The organism is Actinoplanes regularis, assembly GCF_900188005.1.
Lineage (GTDB): Bacteria > Actinomycetota > Actinomycetes > Mycobacteriales > Micromonosporaceae > Actinoplanes > Actinoplanes regularis.
On sequence record NZ_FZNR01000001.1, the window covers coordinates 145,016 to 160,976 of the forward strand.

Here is a 15,961-nt window from a genome sequence, read left to right on the forward strand (position 1 = left end):
CAGCCCGACCGCCCCGCAGACCATCACCGGCTCCTTCACCGACCGCGACCGCCAGATCTGAACACCCCATCCACGCCGACCGTGACCGCCAGAGCTAAGCAGCCACCCATGACGACGATCTGCGCACCTGATCCGGCCTGCTACAGGCCGATCCCGAGCGCCTGATCCGGCCTGCTCCCGACAGGCGAGCACGCCGAGGGAATTGCGCGGTAGCAGCCAACGCCGCTTCCGTTTCGATCTTGGCAACTTGTGGTTGATATGTGGGCGTAGCTTGCCTAGATCTGCGCCGCGACAACCGCACACTCCGGCAGATCTCGGCAAGCCGCAGTGTGGTCCCAGCGTTGGACGCGCTACGCGACCGGAAGCGGTTCGGTGGCGCGCAGCCGCTGCAGAACCGGGGCGAAATCCTCCATGAACATGCCATTCACCGCGAAATAAGAGAAGCCGCCCTCAGCCCGGCGCCGGAGCAACTCCTCGGCTGCCCGATCAGCGTCGCCGATCAGGAAAGCGGCAGCGCCCGACGCGGCCATCTCTCGCGGATCGCCGCCGACCTGACGGGACAGCCACTCCGGCAGGGCGAAGATGCTCGGGGCGAAAGCGGTCACCCCGGAGAGCAGCTCAACCTGATCCGCGCGGTTCGACATGGCCCGGAACTCCTCCGCCGCACGGAACAATCCGGACGATGTGGTGGCCGGTGGCAGCCCGAACGTCACCACGTCCGCCTGTTCCGCGGCGAGCCGCATCATGCCCGCCTTGGACGCGGCAACCAGAACCTCAGGCGGCACGGGAAGGTCCCGCGCGGCGGCGATGGTCTCCGCGGTCCGCCGCAGGCGCTCGCCCGGCGTACCCCAGAGCCCACCGAGCGCGGCAGTGTCCGCATGCCCGTTCGGACGGCCGCCCCCGACCCCGAGCTCGAACCGGCCGTCGCTGATCGTTTGCAGACTCCGGGTCTCCCACGCAACATGCGCGGGAGTGCGGTTGGGGGCATTCAGGACGTAGGTTCCGACCCGGAGGGTGCTGGTTACCGCGGCGGCCGCGGCCAGCGCCGCGAACGGCGACAGGGTGAACAGCGTGTCCGGGATAAGAAGGATGTCGTACCCCAGCTCTTCGGCACGCCGCGCGGTCGCCGCCCATTCCGCGCCGGTACGGCCCTGCCCGGCGATGACCCCGAATCGAAACGCACGCTCAGTCATTCACCCACTCTCGCGAACGCGACGCCGAGCCGCGTCCCCTCCAGGATGACTTCCCGAGTACGCCCACCGGCGTACCGAACACCCCCGGCCTGCGCCCCCAGTCTCACCCGCCACCGAACACGCCCGCAGCCGCCAGCCCACCCACCCCGCCACCAAACCGCCGAACGCCCACTCCCCTGGTCACCGAACCGCACGCCGCGCAGCGGCTTCTCGATCCGCACGCCGAGCCGCCCACTGAGCTGCGTGCTCACCCGCATACAAAGAACTCGTCGGGGAGAAGTCCGCGCATCGCCTAACCGCACACCCGGGCACTGCCCAACACAGCGCGGCCCAACGCGACGCAGCCCGACGCGACGCAGTGTGGCGGGGCCCGGGGCGAGGCGGCGCGGGGCGGCGCGAGGCGGCGCGAGGCGGCGCGAGGCGGCGCGGCGCGAGGCAGCGCGAGGCGGCGCGGGGCGGCGCGAGGCGGCGCGGCGCGAGGCAGCGCGAGGCGAGGCGGCGCGAGGCGAGGCGGCGCGAGGCGAGGCGGCGCGAGGCGAGGCGGCGCGAGGCGAGGCGGCGCGAGGCGAGGCGGCGCGAGGCGAGGCGGGTTGTTGGGGGGTCAGCCGTAGTGCTGAAGGCTGGGCCAGAGCGCCCGCCACGGCACAGCCGGCCGGCAGATGTAGACGTGTGCCTCCTCGGTCTCCTCGTTCTCGACGCCGGCGGAGTTCCGCAGGGCGCCGTGCTCGGTGCATGCGCCGAGCAGTTGGCCGGCTCTCGCGGGATCGGCCTGCAGGAGCGCGACGACCACGGTCTTGTCGTCCGGTGGCGGGCCGAGGTGGTGCAGTTCGTTGTGTCCGCTGTAGACCGTGGGCAGGCCGAGCGGGCGACCATACCGATCGAGGGCGCCGGCCTCGCCGTAGTTGCCGGCGAAGAGCACCGCACGGGCCTGGTCCGCGGCGGGCAGGGTCCGGTAGGCGTCGGCGACCTGGGCGACGTACTCCGGCCAGCCGATCTGGTCGGCGATCGTCTGGTTCATCGCGGCCGGGATCGAGCCGGCCAGTCTGTCCTCCGGGATCACCGGCAGCGACGTGGCGATGCCCATCGCGCTGAAGACCACCACACCGGCGACCAGCCAGCGCAGCCGCGCCGGACGTCCGTCCAGCCAGCGCGCGGTGGGCACGGCACCGATTGCGAACAGGGCCGTGAGCAGGCCCAACGGATAGTAGGGCTGCCCGGCGACCACCAACAACAGGATCAACATCAAGAGGTACGCGACGGCGAGCGCTCGGATCGGACGCCAGCGTGGATCGCGCAGCAGGGTGACGATGCCGGCGATCCAGACCGGGGGCAGTCCGAGCAGCAGGAACTGGAACGGCAGGAGGAGCACCCGGGACTCGTCGCCCTTGTCCTCGGCCAGCGCCCGAGCCATCTCCAGCTGCGGGAAGCCGTCGGCCACCTGGTAGATCAGGTTCGGCAGGCCGGCGAGCAGCGCGACAGCGGCTCCGGCCCACAGCCACGGGGACCGCAACGCCCGGCGTGGCCCGAGGACGAGCAGCGCGGCGGCCAGGCACAGCAACAGCAGCACGACCAGATGCTTGTTGTAGAGGCCCAGCCCGGCGACCAGACCCGCCCACAGCCAGGCGCGGGGCCGGTCGTGGAGCAGCGCGCGGATCACGAACAGGATCACGCCGAGCCAGACCAGCAGGTCAGGCGCGGCGGTCGAACCGATGTGGGCGGAACTGAGCGGGAAGGTGCCGAAGACGACGGACGCCGCGAGCGACTGAGCGCCCGCGCCGCCGCCAACCTCACGGGCGATCACGGCGGGCAGCAGCGCGGCCAGGCCGAGCATCAGGGCGTAGGGAACACGGATCGCCCAGACCGAGTCACCGAAGATCTCGATCGCCAGGCGGTCGAGCAGCGGGGTGAACGGAGGCTGGTCGACATAGCCCCAGGCCGGGTGGTTGCCGAGCACCCGGAAGTAAAGCTCGTCGCGGTGGTAGTCATATCGGCTGGCGGTAGCCAACAGAAGCAGGGTCACGGCGGACGCGATGAGGCCGACCGGCAGCCAGGCCATCGGCTCGCGGCCGACCTCCGCCCGCGGCGTCAGCGTTTCGGTCACGCAGCAAAAATATGCGGCGCCGACCGGGCTTCACACCCTTCTTCAGTACGGTTTTCCTACGCCGGCACCCCTACACGGCCCGGGCGGTACGGGGTCTGCGCTGAACCGCTCAGACGAACAGCCCGGCGAGGGCGTCGCCGAACCGGTCACGCCAGCACAGCCGGTCGTGCCCGCCGGCGAACTCGGCGTAGGTCAGCCGATATCCCCGCGCCGTCAGCACGTCACGCAGGTGCCGGTTGGGCCGCAGGTTGACCCACTCGTCCAGCCCGACCTCGACATGCCAGCGCACCGCCCGCCGCTCGGTGACCGCGACCTGTCGCGCGAACCATTCGGCGTCCACATCGTCCGGCGAGTTGCTCTGCCACCAGAACGCCCCGGACTGGCTCAGCACGTTGCCGAACCGGTCCGGCCGGGTCAGCCCGGCGAACGCCGCGGTCAGCCCGCCCAGGCTCTGCCCGGCGACCACTGTCGACGCCGGGTCTGCCGTGACGGACAGACCGCTCCGCGGGATCAGTTCGTCGGCGAGGAAGGAGATGAAGTCAGGGCGGCAGGCGTACTCGGTGAACCGGGTGGGCCGGTCCACACTGTGCGGCAGCAACGCGACCAGCGGCGGGATCCGGCCGGCCGCGATCAGGTTGTCCAGGATCGGGGCGACCGGCAGCAGCGGCCCCCAGACGTCCCCGTCGAGCAGCACCAGCAACGGGTATGGCCCGGCCGCCGGCCGGTATCCCGGCGGCGTGTACCGCCAGACCCGCCGGGGCAGTTCGACGACGTCGACGGTTCCGGCCGGCGTCCCGTGGCGCGGCTGCCACCAGCGCGGACCGGCGGCGGCACCGGGCGCGGCGGCCACCGACCGGTGTGGCGGGCGGCTCTGCGGCAGCGTCTCCGGGTTGAGCGGGTCGGCCGTCAGATTCGTGGCCACCCGCCGCCAGTGCGCGGCGTCCCGTTCCGCGGGTGGAGCCGGCTCCTCGTCCGGGGCGAGCTGATAGCTGCCCTGCCAGTCGTTCCGGACCCGGTAGGTCAGGTGCCACAGGTCGGTGCCGGGCAGCCGGCTCATCCGGGAGAGGTCCAGGCGGTTCCGGTCGGCCAGCTTGTTGACCAGCACCAGCACGTCGTTCGTCGGTCCCCGGTCGCGCCACAGGAAGGTGAGCAGGGTGCCGTCGCCGTCCTTCTCGACCAGCGGAGCGCCCTCGCGGGTCACGTCCGCCCAGAACTCCTCGACGTCTTCCGGGCGCAGCGCCGCGATCCGCGGGCTCGCCGCGATCGGGGCGGGCCACGGACGCGGAGTGCGAGGCGGAACAGAGGTGGGAGGCACCCTCGCCGGCCGGGACGAAGACATACGAACCTCCATCACGGGGCCGCGCGAATATAGTTAGGCTACCCTAACTAGCACGCTCCGTGAGTCACAGGCAGACAGCGGTGACGATCAGCCCCCGATCGACCAGGTAGCGACCGTGGATCGCGGGAATCGGCGAGTCGATCAGGATCTCGCCGGTGAATGTCCCGGCGTCCGGGTCGATGTGCAGCGAGGCGTCCTCGAAACCGAGCCAGCGGCCGGTCACCGGGTACCACGCCTTGTAGATCGACTCTTTGGCACTGAACAGCAACCGGTCCCAGCAGACCTCCGGACGCGTCGACGCGAGCCGGGCCAGCAGGTCCCGGTCGGCGGGGGTGGTCACGGCGCCGAGCACCCGGGGCGGCAGCGGCCCGTGCGGCTCGGCGTCGATGCCGACGCTCGTGATCTCGCTGGTGCGCGCGACCGCGGCGGCCCGGAACCCGGTGCAGTGGGTGATGCTGCCGGCCACACCGTCCGGCCACACCGGCTCGCGGCGGGGCCCGCGCGGGATGGCCGTCGGGGCGTGACCCAGCGCCCGCAGCGCCTCGCGGGCGCAGCGCCGCGCGGTCAGCACCTCCCGGCGGCGGTTCGGCACGACCGACTCGACCAGCGACTCCTCGCCGGGATAGCACGCCTCGTCCGGATCATCGGCGTAGGCCACGGACGATCGCACCGGCGGTGGCAACAACCGATTCAGCACGTACGGGAGTGTCCCACCTCCTTTTCCGGGCGGCGCATGAGGCCGGCGATCGGCGGTGGCCTACTGACGACTTCGTCAATTGCAAAAGTCTTCAAGTCGATTCATCGACCGCTTCAGCATCGCAAGCGTGAATCGATCGGGACCGGACAGCGCGTGCGACACCCCGCCGTACACCGAAACCATCCTCGACGCATCACGACCTACGAGCCCTGAGGAGTGGGAGATGCCGGAAATGGATGTTGCGCTCAAGGAGACGATGCAGATCGACGGTGCCGTCGGCGCCGCGCTTGTCGATCACACCAGCGGGATGGCGCTGGGCACCGTCGGTGGCGGCAAGGATCTCGACCTGACGGTCGCCGCGGCCGGCAACACGGATGTGGTGCGGGCGAAGCTGCGCGCCATGGAGATGCTCAACCTCACGGAGAAGGTGGAGGACATCCTGATCACCCTGGACACCCAATATCACCTGATCCGTCCCCTGGGTGCCCGGTCCGGCCGGGGGCTGTTCCTCTACCTGGTCCTCAACAAGGACCGGGCGAACCTGGCCATGGCCCGCCACCAGCTGCGCGCGATCGAGCGGACGATCGACATTTGATCAAGAGCGCCATGCCCGGGAGCCCGGCCGGCTTCCTCCGGTCGCGTCAGCGGTCTCGCTACGACCGGAGGAAGCCGGCTCGAGCCGCTCAGCGGACCGTGGAGTCTCGGATGATCAATCGGCTGGGGTGGCGGTGGACGCCGGGCGCCGGATTTCCGGCGACGGCCTCCAGGAGCAGACCGGCCGCCGCCCTGCCGAGCCCCTCCAGATCCATGTCCACGCTGGTCAACGGTGGCCGGCTGGCCTCCGCGATCACGTCCCAGTTGTCGAAACCGGTCACCGCGACCTCGCGCGGCACATCCCGGCCGGCCTCGCGGAGCGCCTCCGTCATCCCCCGCGCGATCTGATCGTTCCCGCAGACCACGCCGTCGAGGTCGAGGCCCCGGGCGAGCAGCAGCCCGGCCGCCCGCCGCCCCCAGGCCTCACTCCACTCCCCGAAGAGCGGCTCGGCCACCAGGTCCGTCAGGGCCTCCGCCCGCACCCGGGCGGAGTGGTGGTGCGCCGGACCGGTGACGTGCACCAGCCGGGTCCGCCCCGTGCTGCGCAGGTGATCGGCGGCCAGCCGGATCCCGCCGGTCTCGTCCGGAACGACCGAGCAGTCCCCCGGCTCGGTCGAGCTGATGAACGCGTACACCACCGGCACCGGCAGGCCGGTGCCGACCGGCGCCCTCGTCCCGGCCCGCCGGCCGGTCACGATGATCCCGTCGACCCGGCGGCTGAGCAGCACCTGCAGGTGGTGCCGCTCCCGGATCGGGTCGTCGCGCGCGTCGCAGAGCAGCACCGAGACCTGCCCCGCGCCGAGGATGTCCTCCGCCCCGATGAGCAGCGGGATGCTGAACCGCCCGATGGTGTCCGTAGTGATCATGCCGACCGTGTACGTCCGGTCGGCGTGCAGGCTGCGCGCCGCCTGGTTGGGGCGGAAGTCGAGTTGCCCGGCCGCCCGCCGCACCCGCGCCACGGTCTCCGCGCGCAGCGATCCGCGCCCGTTCAGCGCTTTCGAGGCGGTCCCGACCGAGACGCCGGCCAGCGCCGCCACGTCGCGGATGGTGGCAGGACGCGGACGGGGCATCCCGAGAACGTACCGTGCCCGGTCCCGGGACGCCGACCTACGCTGGCAGCGTGATTCGAGCAGTGATCGTTGATGTCGATGACACGTTGTGCCTGACCGAGGCGGCCTCGTTCGAGCTGGAGAACGAGGTGCTGGTCGAGCTGGGCCGGCCGCCCATGTCCCGGGAGATCCACCTCGCCACCTGGGGCGAGGTGCTGCTGGACGCCATGCCGCACCGGTCGCCGGGGGTGGATCTGGACCGGTTCGCCGAGCTGTTCCCCGTGTGGCACCAGCGCTATCTCGCCGACGGCCGGCTCGACGTGATCCCGCCGGAGAATCTGCACACCCTGGACCGGCTGATCGAGAACGGATACGCCGTGCTGCTGCTGACCTCCCGGGCCGAGGCCGAGGTCCAGCACCTGCTCGAACCGGACCATGTGCTCGCCGGCCGGGTCACCGGCGCCTACCACCAGGGCAACACGCGCTTCCGTAAGCCGGACCCGCGGGTCTTCGACGAACTGCTCGCCGAAACCGGGCTGCAGCCGCGGGAGTGCGTCTACGTGGGGGACTCGCCGGGCGACGCGGTGGCCGCCGGCGGCGCGGGCCTGCGGTTCATCGCCTGTCTGCAGAGCGGGGTGCGCCGTCTCGACGAGTTCGATCCGCGCTACGTCACCGCGGCGGTCGACACCTTCCCGGAGATTCTCGGGAAAATTCTGGCGGGTGATGTCGAGAACCCGGTGGCGGCTCCGTCCCAGCCGTGAAGCGTGACCGGAGCCGGTCGCGACGGAGAACCTCAGGAGGGCACATCATGGCCAAGTACCTGCTGCTCAAGCACTACCGCGGCGCACCGGCACCGGTCAACGACGTACCGATGGAGAAGTGGACGCCGGAGGAGATCTCGGCGCACATGAAGTACATGAGCGACTTCGCGGCCCGGCTGGAGCAGACCGGCGAGTTCGTCGACGCCCAGGCGCTGGCCGCCGAGGGGAGCTGGGTCCGGTTCGACGGTGAGGGGCGCCCGCCGGTCACCGACGGCCCGTTCGCCGAGACCAAGGACCTGATCGCGGGGTGGATGGTGATCGACGTGGACAGCCACGAGCGGGCGATCGAGCTGGCCGGGGAGTTGTCGGCCGCTCCCGGAGCCGGCGGGAAGCCGATCCACGAGTGGCTCGAGGTGCGCCCGTTCTACACCGCGTCACCGACCGTCACGGAATGAACCAGGCACTGCTCAGGAGCCTCATCCCGGGCGTGCTCGGCATCCTCGTCCGCCGCGGAGCAGACTTCGCGGCGGCCGAGGACGCTGTGCAGGACGCGCTGGTGGAGGCGATCCGGGTCTGGCCGGACGACCCGCCACGGGACCCGCGGGGCTGGCTGGTCACCGTCTCCTGGCGCAAGTTCCTCGACACGACCCGGGCGGACACCGCCCGCCGCCGGCGTGAGGAGCTCCTCGACCGGGAGCCGCCGCCCGGTCCCGCGCCCACGGCGGACGACACGCTCGAGCTCTACTTCCGCTGCGCCCACCCGTCGCTGACGCCGTCGTCCGCGGTCGCGCTCACCCTGCGCGCCGTCGGCGGCCTGACCACCCGCCAGATCGCCGAGGCCTACCTGGTGCCCGAGGCGACCATGGCGCAGCGGATCAGCCGGGCCAAGCGCACCGTCTCCAGCGTGCGGTTCGACCGGCCCGGTGACGTCGGCACCGTGCTACGCGTCCTCTACCTGGTCTTCAACGAGGGCTACTCCGGCGACGTCGACCTCGCCGCCGAGGCGATCCGGCTCACCCGGCGGCTCGCGGCCGCGATCGACCATCCGGAGGTGTCCGGGCTGCTCGCCCTGATGCTGCTGCACCATGCCCGGCGCGCGTCGCGGACCGCGCCGGACGGTGGCCTGGTACCGCTGGCCGAGCAGGACCGCGGCCGGTGGGACACCGGGCTGATCGCCGAGGGCGTCGAGATCCTGCAGGCCGCGCTCGCCCGCGACCGGCTCGGCGAGTTCCAGGCCCAGGCCGCCATCGCGGCGCTGCACGCCGACGCGCCCACCGCCGGGGAGACCGACTGGGTGCAGATCGTCGAGTGGTACGACGAGCTCCTGCGCCTGACCGACAGCCCGGTCGTCCGGCTCAACCGCGCGGTGGCGGTCGGTGCGGCGGACGGGCCGCGCGCCGGGCTGGCCGCGCTCGCCGAGCTGGACGACTCGCTGCCCCGCTACACGGCGGTGGCGGCGTACCTGCACGAGCGCGACGGCGATCCGGCGACGGCGGCCCGGCTCTACGCCGAGGCGGCGCGGAAGGCCACCAACCTCGCCGAACGCGATCACCTGACGCGGCAGGCGGCCCGGTTGAACGTACGGGAGAGGTAGCCGCCAGGTCCCGCGACGGACCCGGCGGCCGGGAGCGGACCTCAGGCGAGCTGGAGGTAGTCCAGCTCGGCGTAGCCGGTACCACCGGCGAAGTTCGGTGCGCCCTTCGCGAGCCGGATCACGTTGTAGCCGGCCTTGAGCGTCACCGAGGTGCTGATCGTGGAGCCGAAGACGCCCCAGGCGGCGGTCGGCGGGTAGCTGACGGTCTGCCAGGCACCGCCGTTGTAGGCCAGGCCCTGGGTCGCGGTGGCGCCCGTGGCGTTGGCGTAGCCGATGGTCATCGTGTACGCGCGGGCGGCCGGGACGTTGACGATGAAGTCCACGAACGACTGGTTGCGCATGTTGGCCGTGCCGTCGATCTGGCCGACGTAACCGCCGTTGGAGGCGGAACCCGACGAGAAGCGGTTGGCGTTGACGGCGGTCGCGTTCTCCGCCTCGTAGCGCTGCTGCCACGTGGAGACCCCGGAGGTGGGCGTGATCAGCAGCTGGTAGGCGGCGAGCGCGTCCATGCCGGAGACCGGGACGGTGATGCTGCCGCCGGACACCGGGTAGGTGCTGGTGGAGACGGTGGTCGGGGAGGAATTGGTGGTACGGCCGGTGGTGCCGGTCCTGGACAGCACCACGCTGACCTGCGAACCGAGCCCGCTCAGGCCGTTGACCTTGACGGTGTTGGCACCGCTGTCACCGCCGAAGACCACGTTGACGATCTTGCGGGTGCTGTCATAGGCGGCCACACCGTCGAGCCACGACTGCGGGACGGTCTGGACGATGTTGCCGGCCATGTCGCCGTACCACTTGTAGGCCCAGTAGCTGGCGGTCGGCGAGTTGTTGTAGAGCAGGCCGTTCAGCGTTCCCGCCTCGTACCAGTAGGCGCGCTCGGCGTCCCGGATGCCGTACCGCTCGAAGACCGCCATGTAGTGCGCGGCGACGCTGGGGATGTCGACCTGGTCCGGCGACGCGTACTCGTTGATCGAGATCGGCCGGGCGGAGATGCCCAGCGACTGCTCGATCGCCCGGTAGTCGCTGACGTGCGCGGCGACGTTGTTGTAGCTGTGCACGTCCAGCTCGTGCCAGACGATCACGTCGGGCAGCGTGCCGGTGTTCTTGGCGTTGGTCAGGAACGCGACCAGCCAGTCGTGGTTGTAGATCGAGTAGCTCGGCCCGACGATCGGGGTGACCGTGTCGAGCGTGCGGATCAGCTGGTAGGTGCGGGTCCAGCCGGCGTTGAACGCCCCGGCGGAGCTGGTGTTCCAGGTCCAGTCGGGCTCGTTCCACAGCTCGTAGCCGTCGATGTTCGTGGTGGTCGTCGCGCCGAGCCGCGCGTTCACCATGGTGCGGACCTTGGACTCCCAGTCGGCCCAGCTGACCCACTTGTACGGGAAGTCCTTGTAGATGTCCGGCAGGCGCCAGAACTGCCGCGCGCCGGCGGCGGTGACCTTGCCGGCGACCTGCAGGCCGTCGCAGCACGGGACGGTCGCGCCGTTGCCGAGCTGCTGGACGCCGTACGGCGGCTGGGTCAGGTGGTTCATCTTGAGCGGGTACATCTGCTCGAGCGGCGGTTTGGTGCCGGTGTCGACGGCGTAGAGACCACCGGACGCCACGTGCGTGACGGGCCGGACGGTCGTGCCGACGTTGACGGTGAGGGTGTTACCCGCGGCCGACGCCGGGCTGGGGACGAACAACCCGGCGGCGACGAGGAACAGGACGGGTACTACGGAGCGGCGCATGGGTCACCTCTCGGATAGGGGGATGAACACCCGCATCGGACCCGGCTCCCGGTTGGCCCAGAGGAAATAGGGGATGGCGGTGACGGCCACCGGTGGGGTGGCGCGCGCCGGGGCCGGGAGGGGCCGGTAGAGATGCGGGGTGTCGGTGGGACGGGCGCGCAGCGGGATCCGCAGCAGCACCGGTGCGATCCCGTCCGGGTCGCGACTGACCTGCAGCGGGGCGGTGGCGTCCAGCTCCAGGTCCTCGAACGGCACGTGGGCGGGGGCGTCCGCGTGCTCGAGGCAGTAGACGATCGGGCCGCGGACGACGGCGGCCGCGCCGCGGACCGCGTCGACCCGCGGGTGGGCGGCGATCAGCCGGGGCAGCATCACCAGGGTGAGCTCGACCCGGTCGCCGACCAGCCAGGTACGGGTGAGCCGCACGTAGCCGGCCTCCGCCGCGACCGGTTCACCGTTGACGGTCAGGCGCGCGTCGGTGCACCAGGCCGGGACGCGCAGCGACAGCGTCCACGGGCCGGGGCCGACCTCGGTGATCGTCACGCTGATCGTCTCGTCCCAGGGGTACCGGGTCCGCACGTCGACGGTGTGCCCGCCGGACCGGAACGTGCCCGCGGTGTACAGGTGCAGCTGCAGGCCGCTGGGGTCGCCGGTGGCGGCGTACGCGTCCAGCGAGGCCATCAGCCGGGCCAGGTTCGGCGGGCAGCAGGCGCACGAGTACCAGGGCAGACGCTGCGAGGGGGCGTCCTCGTGCGAGCCGTCGTGGCCGGTGCGCAGCTGCAGCGGGTTGGAGTAGAAGAAGGTGGCGCCGTCCAGCCCGGTGCTCCCGGCGATGCCGTTGTGCAGCAGCCGTTCCATCTCGTCGGCGTACTTCGCGGCGCCGGTGGCGAGCAGGAGCCGCCAGGCCCACTGGAAGCTGCCGATCGCGGCGCAGGATTCCGCGTACGCACGGTCCGGCGGCAGCTCGTACGGATCCCCGAACGCCTCGTCCCGGTGCCGCGACCCCTGGCCGCCGGTGAGGTACGTGCGACTCTCCAACGCGGAGTCCCACAGCCGCTCCGCGGCCGCCAGCAGCTCCGCGTCGCCGTTCTCCACGGCCACGTCGACCGCCCCGGCCAGCAGGTACACCTGCCGGACCACGTGCCCGGTGACCTCGCCGGCGGAGCGGACCGGCTCGTGGTCCTGGAAGTAGCGCGGGCCGAAGCGGCCCTCCCCGAGCACCCCGTGGCCGCGGCTCTCGACGAAGTGGGCGGCCAGGTCGAGGTAGGGCCGGTGGCCGGTCACCCGGTACAGCTCGACCAGCGCCGTCTCGACCTCCGGGTGCCCGTCGACCTCCGGGGACTCGGCGAACCGGCGTACCAGCAGGTCGGCGAATCGGCGGGCGACCGTGAGCACCTGCTGCGCCGCGGGGTCGCCGGGCGCGGAGCGCGCCGCCGCGACCGCGGCCTGGAACAGATGCCCGGCGCAGTACATCTCGTGGCTGAAGTGCAGCTCGCTCCACTGCTTGTCGCGGTGGTCGACCTGGTAGTACGAGTCGAGGTAGCCGTCCGCGTCCTGCGCCTTCTCCAGCAGGGCCGCGGCGTCGGCGACGAAGGGGGCGCCGGTGCCGGCCCAGAACGCCGCCTCAAGCGTCTTGTACACATCGGAGTCCGCGAACCAGAACCCGCGGAACTCCCCGTCGTCGTCGCCGGTGACCCGGCGCAGGTTGGCGAGGTTGCCGTAGGCGTCCAGCCGGTCGACGCAGTGCGGCAGCGTGGCGGCGGTGTTGCGGGCCTGCCAGCCGCCGAACAGGCTCTCCGGCCGCAGCGTCACCGCTTCGCGCGGCAGCGGCCGCAGCGCGGAGACGGCACGGGAGGTGGGCACGACGGGCCCGTTCGAAACGTCCATGGCGGAGTCTTCCTCAATCCTTGACGGCGCCGGCGGTGACACCGGCGGCGACGTAACGCTGGGCAACGATGAGTAGCAACGTCGCCGGGATGGACGCGATCACGGCGGTGGCCATGATGGCGTTCCACTGCTGGTTGTTGTTGCCGATGTAGTGGTAGATGCCGAGCGTGATGGGCTGGTACTCACCGCCGCCGTCGAGCGTGGTCGCGAAGACGAAGTCGGACCAGGCCCAGAGGAAGGCGAACAGGCTGACAGTGACGATCGCGTTGCGTGACACCGGCAGGACCACCGAACGGAACGTCCGCCACCTCGAGGCGCCGTCGATCATCGCGGCGTTGATCAGTTCGTCCGGGATGCCGGACATGAACGCCGTGAAGATCAGGACACCGAACGGTACGGCGATGGTCGAGTCCGCCAGGATCAGGCCGGGCACCGTGTTCAGCACGCCGGCGCGCAGGTAGATGGCGTAGAAGCCCATCGCCATGATGATCCCGGGGATCATCTGCGCGATCAGCAGCACGAAGTTCAGCACCCCCGCGCCGCGCGAGCGCAGCTTGGCCAGGGCGTATCCGGCCGGCGCGGAGATGATCAGAGTCAGGGCGACGGTGCCGAGACCGATGATCAGACTCGTTCCCAGGTACGGCATCTGCTGGTCCAGCACGGCCCGGTAGCCCTCGAGGGTGCCGTTGAACGGGAACAGGTGTGGCGGATCGGCGCGCATGTCGGTGTCCCGGGTAAAGGACACGTTGATCATCCAATAGACCGGGAACAGCATGATCGCGGTCAGGATCACGCCGATGCCGGTCCTCAGCGGCTTAGTCATGACGCTGCCTCCAGATGTAGAACAGGCCGAAGAAGAGCGCCATCAGGATCAGCAGGTTGCCGACCGCGGCCCCGGGGCCGAACTCGGGCAGCAGATTGCCGAACGACAGCCGGTAGGACCAGGTCGCCAGGGTCGTCGACGCGTCGGTCGGGCCGCCCTTCGTCATGATCCAGATCAGGTCGAACACCTTGAGCGTGTAGACCAGGCCGAGCAGCAGGGTGATCGCCGACACCGGACGCAGCAGCGGGAAGGTGACCCGCCAGAAGCGCTGCCAGCCGGTCGCGCCGTCGAGCGCCGCCGCCTCGTAGATCTCGCCCGGGACGGTCTGCAGTCCCGAGTAGAGGATGACCAGGTTGAACGGGATACCGATCCAGATGTTCGCGATGATCACGCTGGTCAGCGCCCAGTCCGGTGAGGTCAGCCAGTTGATCTGCTCGACGCCGACGATGCTCAGCGCGTAGTTCACGATCCCGGAGTCACTGTTCAACATCCAGGACCAGGTCGACGCCGAGACGATCAACGGCAGCAGCCAAGGTACGAGGAACAACGCCCGCAACGTCGCGGAGAGCTTGAAGTGAGCAGTGAAGAACACCGCCAGCGCCAGCCCGATCGCGAACTGGAACGCGATGCTGACCAGCGTGAACACCATCGTGTGCAGCAGCGCCGGCAGGAACGTCGCGTCGTCGAACACGGCCCGGTAGTTGTCGAGCCCGGAGAACGGCGCGTCCCCCTGCACGAACGAGCGCACGGTGTAGTGCCGCAGGCTCAGGTCCAGGTTCCGGTAGAGCGGGTAGGCGTAGAACGCGACCAGGTAGATGATCACCGGGGCGAGGAACGCCCAGGCCGCCCACGGTCCCCGGGCCCGCCGGACCCGGGTGGTGCCCCGGGTCCGGACGAGCGTTTCCGCGTGCGTCGTCACTTGCCCGCCGCGCCCTGGGCGTCGGTGAGCGCCTGCTGCGGGGGCTTCGATCCGGAGAGGGCCGCCTGGAACGCGCCCCACATCGGTTCGGAGATCTTCGGGTACTTGGTGCCGAGGTCGTCGCTGGTCCGGCCCTTGGCCGCCTTGACGGCCGCGACCCAGACGGTCAGCTCCGGGTTCGCCGCGACCTGCTTCTGCTGGACGGCGTCGGTGGCCGCCACGTAGGAGAGCGTGGTGTCCGTGGTGAGCGCGTTGTCCGCGCTGGTCAGGCAGGAGATCAGCTTCTGCGTGGTGGCGTACTTGCCGGTGTCCGACTGGACCGGGGCGGTGACGAACTCACCGCCGGTCGGCGCCGGGGCGGTTCCGCCGGCCTGGGACGGGATGGGGATGATGCCGTACTCGAAACCGGTCTTCTTGGCGTTGGCCAGCTGCCACGTGCCGTTCTCGCTGAACGCGAAGTCACCGGCGGCGAACTCCTGCCAACTGGTGGTCTGCGTGTTGTTGAGGACGGAGTTCGGGGCGTAGCCCTTCTTGAGCCAGTCGGTCCAGAGGGTCAGCGCGGCGACGCCCTGCGGCGAGTCGAGCTGGGTCAGGTTCGCGCCGGAGCCCCAGAACCAGGGCAGGAACTGGAACGAGCCCTCCTCGGTGCCGATCGCGGAGAACGTGATGCCCTTCTTGCCGGCCGCCTTGACCTTCTCCAGCGCGGCGGTCAGCGAGGCCCAGTCCTTGATCGTCGACGGGTCGACCTTCGCCGCGTCCAGGACCTTCTTGTTGTAGTAGAGCGCGAGCGTGTTGGCGCCGATCGGGATGCCGTACGTCTTGCCGCCCTGCTGGCCGGCGGCGAGCAGGTTCGGCGACACCGCGGCGGTGTCGACCTTCATCTCCTCGGTGGTGGTCAGCACCCCGGCCTCGGCCAGGGTGGAGACCACCGGGTTGTCGACGATCAGCACGTCCGGGGAGTTGCCCTGCTGAGCGGCGAGCAGCGCCTTGTTGGTCAGGTCGGTGGTGTCGTAACCGGTGCGCTTGACCGTGACGCCGGCGTCGGTGCCGCACTTGGTCAGCAGCTTCACCCAGTCCGAGCTGTCGTCGAACTGCGGGTACGGGTCCCAGATGGCGTAGTCGGTTGCTTTGGAAGAAGTCGCGTCCCCGCCGCCACCACCGGACGAGCAGGCGGAGAGCAGGCAGACGGTGACCGCGAGGACGGCGCCGAGGCCTCGGAGATTCATGGTTGTTACCCCTCAAGAGCGGTGTGGGGAAACTCTAGGAAAACGATTGCCTAG

General features: G+C 70.6%; 14 protein-coding genes. 4 read left to right on the forward strand and 10 right to left on the reverse strand.

The annotated features are described in order from the left end of the window. Window positions 1-350: 350 nt before the first annotated feature. From CHC09_RS00625 to CHC09_RS00645, 4 genes are all read right to left on the reverse strand, one after another. Window positions 351-1,193, reverse strand: coding sequence for an LLM class flavin-dependent oxidoreductase (locus CHC09_RS00625; protein WP_089290959.1), 843 nt, complete (start codon window positions 1,191-1,193; stop codon window positions 351-353). 601 nt (window positions 1,194-1,794) lie between these two features. Further along, a complete protein-coding gene (locus CHC09_RS00635) occupies window positions 1,795-3,294 on the reverse strand; it encodes a glycosyltransferase family 39 protein (protein ID WP_239138115.1) in 1,500 nt (499 codons plus the stop codon). A gap of 109 nt (window positions 3,295-3,403) precedes the next feature. After that, window positions 3,404-4,633, reverse strand: coding sequence for an enterochelin esterase (gene fes / locus CHC09_RS00640; protein ID WP_179276901.1), 1,230 nt, complete (start codon window positions 4,631-4,633; stop codon window positions 3,404-3,406). Between the two features lie 64 nt (window positions 4,634-4,697). Beyond that, the gene (locus CHC09_RS00645; RefSeq protein WP_089290961.1) at window positions 4,698-5,330 is read right to left on the reverse strand and encodes a 4'-phosphopantetheinyl transferase family protein; all 633 of its coding nucleotides are present in this window, start codon (window positions 5,328-5,330) and stop codon (window positions 4,698-4,700) included. A 223-nt stretch (window positions 5,331-5,553) separates the two neighbouring features. Between CHC09_RS00645 and CHC09_RS00650 the strand changes: the two genes are divergently transcribed. Continuing rightward, window positions 5,554-5,925: a hypothetical protein gene (locus CHC09_RS00650; protein WP_089290962.1), complete on the forward strand. Its 372-nt coding sequence runs from the start codon at window positions 5,554-5,556 to the stop codon at window positions 5,923-5,925. An 88-nt stretch (window positions 5,926-6,013) separates the two neighbouring features. Here the strand turns inward: CHC09_RS00650 and CHC09_RS00655 are convergent, their stop codons facing one another. After that, entirely contained in the window at window positions 6,014-6,994 is a 981-nt protein-coding gene (locus CHC09_RS00655; RefSeq protein ID WP_089290963.1) for a LacI family DNA-binding transcriptional regulator, read from the reverse strand. A gap of 50 nt (window positions 6,995-7,044) precedes the next feature. Between CHC09_RS00655 and CHC09_RS00660 the strand changes: the two genes are divergently transcribed. Genes CHC09_RS00660 through CHC09_RS00670 form a run of 3 tightly spaced genes read left to right on the forward strand, consistent with a single transcriptional unit; the run spans window position 7,045 to window position 9,328 of the window. Next, on the forward strand, window positions 7,045-7,734 hold the full coding sequence (locus CHC09_RS00660; protein WP_239138114.1) for an HAD family hydrolase: 690 nt from the start codon (window positions 7,045-7,047) through the stop codon (window positions 7,732-7,734). A gap of 47 nt (window positions 7,735-7,781) precedes the next feature. Next, the gene (locus tag CHC09_RS00665) at window positions 7,782-8,189 is read left to right on the forward strand and encodes a YciI family protein (RefSeq protein ID WP_089290965.1); all 408 of its coding nucleotides are present in this window, start codon (window positions 7,782-7,784) and stop codon (window positions 8,187-8,189) included. Next, window positions 8,186-9,328, forward strand: coding sequence for an RNA polymerase sigma factor (locus CHC09_RS00670; RefSeq protein ID WP_089290966.1), 1,143 nt, complete (start codon window positions 8,186-8,188; stop codon window positions 9,326-9,328). The genes CHC09_RS00665 and CHC09_RS00670 overlap by 4 nt, the downstream gene beginning before the upstream one ends. Before the next feature lie 41 nt (window positions 9,329-9,369). On the opposite strand, the gene CHC09_RS00675 is transcribed toward CHC09_RS00670, so the two are convergent. Genes CHC09_RS00675 through CHC09_RS00695 form a run of 5 tightly spaced genes read right to left on the reverse strand, consistent with a single transcriptional unit; the run spans window position 9,370 to window position 15,907 of the window. After that, window positions 9,370-11,055: a carbohydrate-binding protein gene (locus tag CHC09_RS00675; protein WP_089290967.1), complete on the reverse strand. Its 1,686-nt coding sequence runs from the start codon at window positions 11,053-11,055 to the stop codon at window positions 9,370-9,372. 3 nt (window positions 11,056-11,058) lie between these two features. Further along, window positions 11,059-12,939 carry a glycoside hydrolase family 127 protein gene (locus CHC09_RS00680; protein ID WP_089290968.1) on the reverse strand — a complete coding sequence of 627 codons (1,881 nt, stop codon included), beginning with the start codon at window positions 12,937-12,939 and terminating at the stop codon, window positions 11,059-11,061. Between the two features lie 13 nt (window positions 12,940-12,952). Then, entirely contained in the window at window positions 12,953-13,762 is an 810-nt protein-coding gene (locus CHC09_RS00685; RefSeq protein WP_089290969.1) for a carbohydrate ABC transporter permease, read from the reverse strand. Continuing rightward, window positions 13,755-14,681 carry a carbohydrate ABC transporter permease gene (locus CHC09_RS00690; RefSeq protein WP_179276902.1) on the reverse strand — a complete coding sequence of 309 codons (927 nt, stop codon included), beginning with the start codon at window positions 14,679-14,681 and terminating at the stop codon, window positions 13,755-13,757. The genes CHC09_RS00685 and CHC09_RS00690 overlap by 8 nt, the downstream gene beginning before the upstream one ends. Next, complete coding sequence (locus CHC09_RS00695) at window positions 14,678-15,907, reverse strand: sugar ABC transporter substrate-binding protein (RefSeq protein WP_089290970.1); 1,230 nt, start codon at window positions 15,905-15,907, stop codon at window positions 14,678-14,680. The genes CHC09_RS00690 and CHC09_RS00695 overlap by 4 nt, the downstream gene beginning before the upstream one ends. Window positions 15,908-15,961 lie beyond the last annotated feature (54 nt).

What these genes read in the sequence shown, in the direction of transcription:
- fes (WP_179276901.1), bottom strand. Translation starts at nt 4,633, where the DNA reads ATGTCTTCGTCCCGGCCGGCGAGGGTGCCTCCCACCTCTGTTCCGCCT.
- CHC09_RS00670 (WP_089290966.1), top strand. Translation starts at nt 8,186, where the DNA reads ATGAACCAGGCACTGCTCAGGAGCCTCATCCCGGGCGTGCTCGGCATC.
- CHC09_RS00675 (WP_089290967.1), bottom strand. Translation starts at nt 11,055, where the DNA reads ATGCGCCGCTCCGTAGTACCCGTCCTGTTCCTCGTCGCCGCCGGGTTG.
- CHC09_RS00625 (WP_089290959.1), bottom strand. Translation starts at nt 1,193, where the DNA reads ATGACTGAGCGTGCGTTTCGATTCGGGGTCATCGCCGGGCAGGGCCGT.
- CHC09_RS00695 (WP_089290970.1), bottom strand. Translation starts at nt 15,907, where the DNA reads ATGAATCTCCGAGGCCTCGGCGCCGTCCTCGCGGTCACCGTCTGCCTG.
- CHC09_RS00685 (WP_089290969.1), bottom strand. Translation starts at nt 13,762, where the DNA reads ATGACTAAGCCGCTGAGGACCGGCATCGGCGTGATCCTGACCGCGATC.
- CHC09_RS00665 (WP_089290965.1), top strand. Translation starts at nt 7,782, where the DNA reads ATGGCCAAGTACCTGCTGCTCAAGCACTACCGCGGCGCACCGGCACCG.
- CHC09_RS00650 (WP_089290962.1), top strand. Translation starts at nt 5,554, where the DNA reads ATGCCGGAAATGGATGTTGCGCTCAAGGAGACGATGCAGATCGACGGT.
- CHC09_RS00680 (WP_089290968.1), bottom strand. Translation starts at nt 12,939, where the DNA reads ATGGACGTTTCGAACGGGCCCGTCGTGCCCACCTCCCGTGCCGTCTCC.
- CHC09_RS00655 (WP_089290963.1), bottom strand. Translation starts at nt 6,994, where the DNA reads ATGCCCCGTCCGCGTCCTGCCACCATCCGCGACGTGGCGGCGCTGGCC.